This is a genomic window from Micromonospora sp. NPDC005299 (assembly GCF_042872345.1).
Classification (GTDB): Bacteria; Actinomycetota; Actinomycetes; order Mycobacteriales; family Micromonosporaceae; genus Micromonospora.
Window position 1 is genome coordinate 1 of the sequence record NZ_JBIAKG010000030.1, and the last position, 10,749, is coordinate 10,749.

At 66.3% G+C, this 10,749-nt stretch carries 7 protein-coding genes and 2 pseudogenes; 7 read left to right on the forward strand and 2 right to left on the reverse strand.

What is annotated here, in order from left to right:
* The 7 genes and pseudogenes from ACFYPD_RS33865 to ACFYPD_RS33895 all read left to right on the forward strand — a co-directional run.
* Positions 1 to 533, forward strand: a 533-nt coding sequence (locus tag ACFYPD_RS33865) for a YncE family protein (RefSeq protein ID WP_387122820.1), incomplete at its 5' end; no start/stop codon positions are given.
* A gap of 1,085 nt (positions 534 to 1,618) precedes the next feature.
* Positions 1,619 to 2,980, forward strand: a complete 1,362-nt coding sequence (locus ACFYPD_RS33870; RefSeq protein ID WP_387122823.1) for a GH25 family lysozyme — start codon at positions 1,619 to 1,621, stop codon at positions 2,978 to 2,980.
* 213 nt (positions 2,981 to 3,193) lie between these two features.
* Positions 3,194 to 4,030, forward strand: coding sequence for an IS5 family transposase (locus ACFYPD_RS33875; protein ID WP_387122826.1), 837 nt, complete (start codon positions 3,194 to 3,196; stop codon positions 4,028 to 4,030).
* A gap of 60 nt (positions 4,031 to 4,090) precedes the next feature.
* Complete coding sequence (locus ACFYPD_RS33880; RefSeq protein ID WP_387122829.1) at positions 4,091 to 4,408, forward strand: transposase; 318 nt, start codon at positions 4,091 to 4,093, stop codon at positions 4,406 to 4,408.
* Positions 4,405 to 5,199 (forward strand): IS3 family transposase, encoded by a 795-nt coding sequence (locus tag ACFYPD_RS33885; RefSeq protein WP_387122832.1) that lies wholly within the window; start codon positions 4,405 to 4,407, stop codon positions 5,197 to 5,199. The genes ACFYPD_RS33880 and ACFYPD_RS33885 overlap by 4 nt, the downstream gene beginning before the upstream one ends.
* 400 nt (positions 5,200 to 5,599) lie before the next feature.
* On the forward strand, positions 5,600 to 8,797 hold the full coding sequence (locus ACFYPD_RS33890; protein ID WP_387122835.1) for a patatin-like protein: 3,198 nt from the start codon (positions 5,600 to 5,602) through the stop codon (positions 8,795 to 8,797).
* A gap of 452 nt (positions 8,798 to 9,249) precedes the next feature.
* Positions 9,250 to 10,194: pseudogene (locus tag ACFYPD_RS33895) on the forward strand (IS110 family transposase); the annotation flags it as partial.
* A 15-nt stretch (positions 10,195 to 10,209) separates the two neighbouring features.
* Here the strand turns inward: ACFYPD_RS33895 and ACFYPD_RS33900 are convergent.
* Both ACFYPD_RS33900 and ACFYPD_RS33905 read right to left on the reverse strand, forming a co-directional pair.
* Positions 10,210 to 10,398: pseudogene (locus ACFYPD_RS33900) on the reverse strand (integrase core domain-containing protein); the annotation flags it as partial.
* 38 nt (positions 10,399 to 10,436) lie between these two features.
* Positions 10,437 to 10,749: hypothetical protein (locus tag ACFYPD_RS33905; protein ID WP_387122838.1), on the reverse strand; the 313-nt coding region annotated here is incomplete at its 5' end.

Here is a 10,749-nt window from a genome sequence, read left to right on the forward strand (position 1 = left end):
GGATACCTCATACCCCCGGCCTACGCCGCCGACCCGCGAAGATCACGCCGACACGCCGCCCCACAGTAGACAAACCTGACCTTTCAAGATCTGTAGCCATGCCAGAGGGTCAGGGCAAGGTAAGCATGATCGATACGGCCACCAACGTCGTCCTGACCACCATCCGCGGTAATCCATTTCCCTCCACGATGACGATCACCCCGAATGGGGCTTTCGCCTATGTGCTCGACAACGACGGGAGCCCCGAGGTGATCGACACGGCTACACACGAGGTCACGTTTCCGTTTCCTCTCGACGGTACGATCAGGAATGGTCGAATAGCTTTCACGCCGGATAGCCTCCGTGCGTACATCGTGAGCGAGGGCAACGACTTCGTCATGGTGTTAGAGGTTGCCACCCATAAAGCCATTGCCGTTGTTGACGTTTTCGGCGGCCGCTCAACAGACGTGGCCGTGACGGGTGATGGGCGCCAGGTCTGGGTAACGCAGTGGGGAGATAGGTCAAGCATGCAGCGCCCTTTTGTGGGTGATTGACACCGCGACTCAGAAGGTCATCCGCTCGGTGAAATGGGACGGCTCGGGGGACGGGTTGGCGATCACGCCGGATGGGCTGAATGCCTACGTGGCTGACCGGCGGTCGTGCGGCGTCCAGGTCATACCGGTACAACCGCACACCGCCTGACCTCAAATGCAGAGTGAAGACTCGGACCTCCAACCTTGCCGGCCTGACTCTGGTCTGCTCCGCTTGCCGGGGTCGGTGGCTGCCGAGGCTAGTAGCGACCTCGCTCCTTGAGAGGCTCAATCCGTGGCAATACTGGCCAGCGCTTTCACAGCCATCAGCACCATGACAACGGCCTATTTCGGCATTCGGGCAGCAACGAACACCGCGCAGAGCTCAATAAGCGCAACCAGAAAAGATTGATGCTTTACCTCTCAAGGAAAGATTAGCGACTACATGCCCTCACGACGTTGACGACTTCGCCCTCGTCGACAAGGTTCAAGGTAGATAGAGCAGATCGATGAGCACCTGCCAACCGACGTCCGCGAGCAGCGGGACAGTACGTCGTTGGCGAGACACGCATGCCACCGCAGCAGCGCGCGGCTGCCGGCGTTGTGGCGCACCAAGTCGACCCCATGCGACAGCGGGACTACGGTACGGCCATCGCTGCCGCACCGGGTCGTCCGTTCCGGGTCGACTATCCGATCACCGACAGCGAGCTGGGTGACATTGTCACGCCGACCTCGATCGACGTGGTCGTGGCAAACCGCCGAACGACGGACCGTCGGCCCCGGTCCATGCCGTCAGCGATGCCGATTGCAGCGAAATTTGCCGGAAGCCGACGCGGACCTGCGGGAACGGCCACTATCGTGGGACTGGAAGGTGATCACCGCCTCTGGCCAGTAACAAACCATGTGGATCACGGCGGTGTTTTCATGGGCGGCCCGCCTAGGGCGTCGGCGAGCGGCGGCAGCGGCTCACATCGGATGGTCCGATAGAGGTCGGCGCGAGGTCCGATTCGGTACCGTGGGGTCACCGGTCGGGCTTAGGCAGCGGAGCCGGTCGGCGTGCGTTATCCGGCCGGCGTTTTCCTTCCTGACGTGCACCTAAGGAGCGGGAGATGAATGTTAACTCGGGTGTGACGATCGGTCCGGTCGGACGGAAGATTCTCGCCGTCGCGGAAAAGTATCCGAAAGCCAATGAGCTGTACGTGACAAGCGGTTTTCGCAACGAGCCCGGCTCGCACCACAACGGGCTGTCGTGGAACGGGTCTGCGACTGCGGCGCTCGACTTCGGCGCATACGACGATCCGGAGCCGAACTCGAAAGACCAGGCCGACATGCGCGATTTCGCAAAGTGGCTCTTGGACAATTTCCGAGACGACCTCGCCGAGCTGATCCACACAACGCCGTTCGCGGACGACAACGGCTTCTACATCCAGAACGGCGTCTGGCACAACTTCGACCCGGGCACCATGGCCGCGCACTTGAACCACGTACACGTGGCGATGTCAGGGGCCAGTGCCGATCGCATCCTGGCCAAGCTCGGGATTTCCGGCCCGCCGGCCCAGCCGGTCGCCCCCGCGGTCGCCGCCGTCACCGCGGGCCCGCCTGCCCACCCGGTCGCCCCCACGGTCGCCGCTGGCACCGAGGTGTGGGGCTGGGACGCCAGCAACCACGACTGGGGCCGCGGCGCGATGGATTTGCAGGCCGCCCGGGCGGCCGGAGTCAGCTTCTTCACACACAAGGTGTCGGAGGGATCGGACTGGCTGGACAGCCACTACAAGGAGGCGATGGACCGCGCTCGGGCGGCCCGGATCCCGGTCGTCGGCGCCTATCACGTGCTGTACCCGGGCGACGCCAAGAGTCAGGCGAAATTCTTCTTCGACCAGGTCAACGCAAAAACGCCGTGGCACAAGGACGTGCCGTTCATCTGGCAGTGCGACGCCGAAAAGTTCGACAACATGGTCCGGGAACCCAACCGTATCGAGATAATCGACTTCCTAGACGAGTTGAAGCGGCTCGCCGGCGGCAAGGGGTATTTCATCGCGTATGCGCCGCGCTGGCTGTACGGCGATTCCCTCAAGCCGTTCCCATACGACCTGTGGGCGAGCGACTACACCGGCAGCGGTGCCCCGCGTCCATTCAAGGAGCAGTACCAAGGCGTGCCAGCGGCGTCCTGGCAGGCGTTCAGCGGCCGGAAGCCCACCATCCTCCAGTTCGCCAGCGACGCGGTGACGGGCACCCAGCCGACGACGGACGCGAACAGGTTTGCCGGTTCCCTCGCCGACCTGATCAACCTGACAGCAAACCCCGACTCGTCGCAGCCGGCACCGCCGATGCCGGTCGTGGCGCCCGCGATGGGCGCCGTGCCCAGCGGCGACGGCCTGGCCGCCGAACTACGCCGGCTGAGCGAGCTGCTGAGCTCCGGTGCTCTCACCGCCCAAGAGTTCGCCGTGGCGAAGGAGAAGATCCTCCACTAGATCATGAGATGGACCAGGAAACCCTGGCCAGGTCTGCACCGGGGACAGCCAACTACCGGGCTGTGCCCGGTAGGTGCGCTCGAACGTGGCCATCGCACCCGAGTCAACGACCGAGCCTTTGGCGTCAAGGGAAGCTAAGTGCGTGTTTGAGAAGGTCGCGTGTGGACGGTGTGGCGGCGTGACGGTAGCCGCCGGGGCGGGCAGGGTGTCCGGGTGTCGTCGCCTCGTCGTGGTTACCCGTCGGACCTGACCGATGCCCAGTGGGCGTTGATCGAAGGGTTGTTGCCGGAGCCCAGCACGGACGGGCGGCGGGAGAAGCACCCTCGCCGGGAGATCGTCAACGCGATCTTGTACGTGGTCCGCTCGGGGTGTCCGTGGCGGTACCTGCCGGCGGATCTGCCGCCGTGGCAGACGGTGTACTGGTACTTCCTGCGCTGGGAAGACGCCGGTGTGACCGAGAACCTGCTGGCCACGCTGCGGGTCAAGGCGCGGGTGCAGGACGGGCGGAATCCGGAGCCGTCGGCGGGGATCATCGACTGGCAGTCGGTGAAGGGCGCCGACACCGTCGGGCAGCAGACGCGTGGCTACGACGCGGGTAAGAAGGTCAACGGCAGGAAACGGTTCATCATCACCGATACCGCCGGTCTGTTGGTCACCGTGGCGGTGATGGCCGCGTCGTGGCAGGACCGCGACGGCGCGAAGACCGCCCTGCTCAGCGCTTATCTGGCCACCCCGATCCGGCACGTCTTCGCCGACCAGGGCTTCGCGGGCCGTCTCGTCGACTGGACCCGCGACACCTTGAAGATCACGCTGGAGATCGTGCGGAAGCCCGCTGACCAGCGGGGCTTCGCCGTGCACCCACGCAGGTGGGTCGTGGAGCGGACCCTGGCATGGCTCACCGCCTACCGCCGGCTGGCCCGCGACTACGAACGCCACCCTGAGATCTCCGAAGGCATCGTCAGGTGGGCCGCCATCGCCGGCATGACCCGCCGCATCACCCGCGGCCGACCAGCCCGACGGCAGGCAAAGCGCACCTTCATCTGGACCTGATCAAGTCCCTGTCCCGCACCGGGTTTGATGGAGACATTGAAACCTGGGAGGAACACAGCGATGCCGGCACCGAAGAAGTACAACGATGAGCTGCGTGAGCGTGCGACCCGGTTGGCGGTCGAGGCCCGCCGGGATCCGGTGTCGGCGGTCGGAGCGATCCGTCGGATCGCTGGTCAGCTCGGGGTTCATCCGGAGGCGTTGCGCACGTGGGTGAAGAAGGCCGAGACCGACGCTGGTGACCGTCCGGGCACCACCAGCAGCGACGCGGAACGCCTCGCGGCCCTGGAACGGGAAGTGCGTGAGCTGCGGCGGGCCAACCAGATCCTGAAGTCCGCGGCGAGTTTCTTCGCGGCGGAGCTGGACCGTCCGTCGCGATGAAGGTCGACTTCGTCGACTCCCAGAAGGCCGAACACGGTGTCCAGCCGGTCCTGCAGGCGCTCGAAGACACGCCGGCACAGATCGCACCGTCGACCTACTACGCCGCCAAGACCCGCCCGGCCTCGGCCCGCTCGCGGCGCGACGAGGAGTTGACCGCGGTGATCGAGCGGATCCACGCGGAGAACTACGGCGTCTACGGCGCTCGCAAGATCTGGCACGAGCTGCGCCGACGCGGTGTGCGAGTGGCCCGCTGCACCGTCGAGCGGCTGATGCGCGAGTCCGGGCTGAGCGGGCTGCTGCGCGACAAAACGCCGCGCACGACCCGGCCCGCAGCCGAGACCGGCCGCCCGGGTGACCTGGTCAAACGTGACTTCACCGCGGAACATCCGAACCATCTGTGGGTCGCCGACCTGACCTACGTGCGCACCAGCGTGGGCTGGGTGTACGCCGCGTTCATTCTCGACGTGTTCTCCCGCATGATCGTCGGCTGGCAGGTCGCCACCAGCCTCTACACGGATCTGGCTCTCGACGCGCTGAAGATGGCGATCTGGCGCCGCGAAAGTCAGGTTGCTGACCTGCGCAAACTGGTCCATCACTCGGACAGGGGAGTCCAGTATCGAGCGATTCGCTACAGCCAGCGGCTCGCCGAGGCCGGCGCTGTCGCCTCGGTCGGGTCCAAGGGCGACTCGTACGACAACGCGATGGCCGAGGGGACCGCATCGACCCACTCGACGCCTGGCTCGCCAGCGCGTTCACCGCGGCCCGCTTCGAACAGGCGATCACAGCGATGACCGAAGCCCAGCCGATGGATCAACTCCCAGCCCATCCTGTCGCGCGGTCACCATCACGAGTGCGACGGGAGGCTCGCGCGGCGACCGGGCAGCCCTCGGAACCAGCGGTGGCCACGGCCCGGGTGGTGCAGACGCAGGCCGAACGGGCCGAACGCAAACTTCACCGGACGCGGTTTCACGGGGCCACGCCGAACGAGCCGGACAGAGACCTCCGTCTCCGTCCCCGCCGTGCGTCCGTCCCACTCTGCAACCTTGATCAGGCGACACTAGCGGTCAGGCTGGACGGGAATTTTGCGGCGCTGTGAGTTGCCGAAGGCATACAATATAGGGCATGTATGGACGATTCGCTCGTGTGGTGACGCCGCTGCTCATAGTCTCCGCTGGCCAGTAACTGCCGGAGATGTTTGAGGATCAAGGGGCGCAAGGGCCGGTTTCCCCTGCACAGGACGCTGACCGACAGGACATCCGGCTTGCCGTAGTGATGACAGGCGAAGGCAGCCTGGCGGTCTGGATCAGCGGGGTCACTCTTGAGCTCTTTCGCCTGGCCACGGCACGCAAGGTCACAGGATCGGCGTACTCATCGCTACTGGATCTGCTTCGGGCTGATGTTCGCGTCGACGTTGCCTCGGGCACATCTGCAGGCGGTATCAACGCCGCTTTTCTAGCGCTCGGCCTCGCGAGGTGCGGAAATTTGTCCACCATGCGCGAACTATGGCTCGAGCACGCAGGCCTCGCTCGCCTGTTGCGACACCCGTTGACACGCAATCCCAAGTCTCTACTTAAGGGCGACGAGTACTTCCTTCCTATGGTGAGGGACGCTCTGGAGAAGGTCGCCTCGGACAGGTCGTCCTCGGGCCCGGTCGACGAGGGGCGAGCGCCGATCGAGTTGGTTCTGACCGGGACGCTCTGGCAGGGTCGGTCCGCGAGGTTCACTGATGACTTGGGCGTCTCTATCACGGAGACCGACCACGGGGCGACGTTCCGGTTCGCCGATCTTCGGGCCGGCTATCGCGACGGTCGCGCTGTCAGCGGTGACCTCGCCGCCGACTCTGTGCTCGAGGAGTTGGCTGCGGCGGCGCGATGCACCTTCTCGTTCCCGGGCGCTTTCGAGCCGCACTTGGTGCGGGTGAGCCCTGGAGATCCGGGCGGGGACCTGCGGTGGGAGTCTGCCGCGGGTCGGTCCAACTTTCGCGAGACGCAGCACGTTGTCGATGGCGGCGTGCTTCTCAACAATCCGCTCCGCCCTGCCTTGGAGGCGGTGTACCGGCAGACCGCCGGCTTTCAGGTGCGGCGCGTGCTCGCATACATCGCCCCGGATTCTGGCGAGCAGCCTCGCCCCTCCTCGGCGGCTGCCGCGGCCAAGCCACATGCTCCCGTCACGCCTGGGGCGCCCCTGCCGTCGGCCCGCGAGGTCCTGCTAGGAGTCCTGACCCGGCTGCGCGCGACAGATTCTGTTTCCCGAGAGCTGACCGAAATTCGCATCCGCAACGCCAAGGTCCGGATGCGTCGACGGGCGCGTGATCGGTTCGCGACTGCAATGACGGATGTGGCCGACCAGTTGTCGGAGAGCGCGTGGCCGGCGTACCTGGAGGTCCGTGTTGAGAACGCGGCCCGCACTGTCGCCCCGCTGCTGGTAGCCGGCCAGCGCGGCCGCCCCGACGAGCAGTGGAGCATGCAGGAACTGATCATTGCGCTTCGACGGCTGCCGACGTCGTTCATCCCGAAGGGCACGTTCACGGAGGCGCTGAAAAAAGCCGGTGCGAGCTGGGATTGGGGACAAACTACCGTCCAACGCCTGGCCGACATGACGGTCGACCTGCTCAAACGATCGGTGTGGCTGGCCCACCTCGGGTCGCCGGAGCGGAAGGCGATCGTATGCAGCCGCGAGCGGATGGCCGGCATGCTGAAGGAGATCCACGCGGACCGGGAAGACCTCAACCGATACTGGTCCACGGCACCTTCCGGACCGCCGCAGTACAACATCGAACCGATGCCCGCCCGCAGAGGCTCGACGAACCAGACCGCCGAGAACCTACCCGAACTCGAACGATGGCTCGCGGCCGCGCTAGTGGCGTGGGACGCCCTACCGATCCCCAATGACGTCATCCGACGGGCTCGTCTCTATCGACAGGCCCTCGAACTGGCCCGGAGCATCCGCGAGATCGCCCCCGCCCTGCGGATGGTGAGCGACGCAGGGAACGACGTGCTCGATCCGGACGGCGAGTGGACGGAGCGTCTTGCCGCACTCCACCGCTTCCTCGTCCCAGTACGGCCTGCCGAGGCCCCGGGGAGGGGGCTCGACCCGAAGGGGACCGCCGATGCGGACCCCGCCGTCGGTGAGGACGCGGAAAGCGACAGGACGGTTCTGCAGAACATGCTGCGCCTCGACATCGTGCAGCTGGCATTTAACAGCGCCAGCCAAGAGCCGGAGCAGGAGGTGGAGCTTGCCAAAGTATCGTCGATACACCCGGACCTGTTAACCGGCATACAGCTGTATCACTTCGGGGCCTTCTATCGGGGCTCATGGCGCATGAACGACTGGCTGCACGGCCGAATGGACGCGGTCGAACAGCTCGTACGAATCCTGGTGGCACCGGAGCGGCTACGGCAGTGCCTGCTGACGCCCGGGTCGAAGACCTCCGCTGGCCCTCGGTCAGCACGACCCGAGGCGGTGGCCCGGCTGATGGAGGCGCTCCAGCGGTGTGCGATCCCCCACCAGTCGTCGGACCGAGTGTGGCTTGCTGAGCAGTGGGCGCAGGAGCGTGCGGCGTGCGAACGCGAGGTGGAACAGATCCTCGCCGGCCAGGATGCACCGTCATTGGGCGCCTGCACGCGTGCCATCGCCCGACCGATCCAGACCGCCGTGCTCAGAGACGACCTACCCAGCCTCGCCAATGCAGTACGGGCCGAAGGAGACGACCGCGCTGGGACGAGTACCAGGTGGTTGGAGTCCTACGACGCCGCCGATAGGAAGAGCAGTCAGAAGTTGCCGGCAGAGGTTCTATGGCGGCTATGGGACGAGGCCGCAGCGATCGGCAGAGAACGCATCGGAGGCGACATCGGCAGCGACACCTTCGCGCGAACCGTGTCACAATCCGCCACCGTCCTCGCCAATGTCGTCGGGGATGCGGCACGGTTCAAGCCACTGGCCGCTGTCCTGTCCGCCTTCCGGGGCTACGCCCTCGCCATCTGGGCCATGGTGGCCCTCCTCACTCGTCGCAGCGCGATGGGTACGCATGCGGTGGAGTTCGGCGTCGCGGCTGGCGGTGTCCTTCTGGCCGTCACTCTGCTGGTGCCCGCAGTCCCAACCGGGCTGACCCTCCTCGCAGTCCTCCTACTGCTGGCCGGGTTCTCGTCCGCTGCCCTCCTCTCGCCCCAGACAAGACCGGTCGGCCTGCGCTTGGCGGCAGCGGCGCTCGTCGTCCTGCTCGCTCTCGGCGGCATGCTCTGGTGGGACTGGTCCCGCAACGGCTCAGCGGCGCTGATCTGGACCCTATCGATCAAGCTCGGGGTCTCTCTGCTCATCGTCCTGCTCGGCTGGTGGATAGCTCGCGCGCAGCAGCGGCGCCAGCGGAGGCCCGATCGCTACCGCAAATAACTGGACGTCCCGCACCTGACCTTCCCGCACCCAGGTGCAGCAGCCCCGATCTTCACCGCCCGGCGATCGGTGACATCGGACGATGGTTCACGAGTCACCCTGCCGCCAGGCTGAGGGGACGATGCCGTAGGAGCGCCATAGAACGGGCACGAAATTGTCAGCCTGACCAGCCTCGAGGCGCCAACGAACCACAGGACCGGCGCTAGGTAACCAACCCTCCGACGAACCGGGGGAACCTCAATTCTGCGGCCTGCCGGACCTGAAGGACCGGCCGGTATGGCTTAAGAGGAGCGTGTCAGCGCCCGACTGGGATCTGCCTACCGACCGGCCCGCATCCCCTCGGTCAGAAGGAGACACCACCCATGGTGGTCATCGGGATCGACGCGCACAAGCGCACCCACACCGCGGTCATCGTCGACGTAAACGGTCGGTAGCTCGCCACGCGGACCTGCGGCTCCACCAGCAAAGACCATCTGGCGTTATTGCGCTGGGCAAGCAGACACGGCGCCGACCGGGTCTGGGCACTCGAGGACTGCCGCAACATGACCCGCCGCCTCGAGCAGGATCTGCTCGCCGCCGGCGAACGCATCGTCCGGGTCCCGCCGAAGCTGATGGCCCACGTGCGCGACGCCGCGCGCACCTACGGCAAGTCTGACCCGATCGACGCCTTGGCCGTCGCCCGCGCCGCCTTGCGCGAGGACAACCTGCCCGTCGCGCACCTGGACGGGCCCGACCGCGAGGTCCGGCTCCTGGTCGACCACCGCGACGATCTCTTGGCCGAACGTACCCGGGCGGTCAACCGGCTGCGCTGGCACCTGCATGAACTCGACGCCGACTGGGACCCACCGGCTCGATCGTTGGACCGCGTCAGCACCCTCAATCGGATCAGCCAGCGCCTCGCCGGTCTGCCCGGCATCGTCGCCCGTCTCGCCGCTGCGATCACCGAGCGATGCCGTCAGCTGAGCATCGAGATCGACGCTCTTGAGGCCGAGATCAAGACACTGACCGAGCAACTCGCGCCCACGCTGATCGCCCTACCCGGCTGCGCATCGTTGACTGCGGCGAAGATCCTCGGCGAAACCGCCAGCGTCCTCCGGTTCCGGTCGGCGGCCGCCTATGCCCGCCACAACGGCACCGCGCCGCTGCCAGTCTGGTCGTCGAATCGGGCCCGGCACCGCCTCAGCCGCACCGGCAACCGCCAGCTCAACGCCGCTCTGCACCGCATCGCGATGATTCAAGCCCGCCGCCACCCACCAGCGCGAGACCTCGTCGCACGCCGCAAAGCCGGCGGCGACGGTGGCCTCGAGGCCCTCCGCGTCCTCAAGCGGCGCCTGTCCGACGTCGTCTATCAGGCGCTACGCGCCGACCTCGTCACCCGACAACCAGTCGCAGCTTGACAGAGAAGCAATCCACAGTCCCCGGGCGCGGTCGCTGTTGCTGGGGTAGGGCCGGGCGTAGGCCCATTCATCGAGCAGGGTGCGGTTGAACCGTTCAGCTTCGCCGTTGGATTGCGGCCGGTAGCGGCGGGTGAAGCGGGGCTGCGCGCCGAGGTCGGCCAGGCCGGCCCGCCAGGCGTGGCTGAGCCGGTAGGCGAGGGCGCTAGCCACGGTAGACCAAATGGGCCAGGTCAGGACTTCGGTCATAGGCTACGGTCCTCGTGGTGCCAACCGGACTCGAAGTTGAACCACAACGCGTGGATGTGACCGTCCTCGGTCCGGAACAAGTTGTGCTGCTCGGCCAGGTTGCGACCCTCATGCGTGAACACGTACGCCGAGGCGTCTCCCACCGCGGGCGGCGCGCCCAGCATCGCGGTCCGGTCCTCGTGGTGCCAACCGGACTCGAAGTTGAACCACAACGCGTGGATGTGACCGTCCTCGGTCCGGAACAAGTTGTGCTGCTCGGCCAGGTTGCGACCCTCATGCGTGAACACGTACGCCGAGGCGTCTCCCACC

Bases quoted from the DNA above. Each gene is read 5' to 3' on its own strand.
- ACFYPD_RS33870 (WP_387122823.1), top strand. From the start codon at position 1,619: ATGAATGTTAACTCGGGTGTGACGATCGGTCCGGTCGGACGGAAGATT.
- ACFYPD_RS33880 (WP_387122829.1), top strand. From the start codon at position 4,091: ATGCCGGCACCGAAGAAGTACAACGATGAGCTGCGTGAGCGTGCGACC.
- ACFYPD_RS33885 (WP_387122832.1), top strand. From the start codon at position 4,405: ATGAAGGTCGACTTCGTCGACTCCCAGAAGGCCGAACACGGTGTCCAG.
- ACFYPD_RS33890 (WP_387122835.1), top strand. From the start codon at position 5,600: ATGTTTGAGGATCAAGGGGCGCAAGGGCCGGTTTCCCCTGCACAGGAC.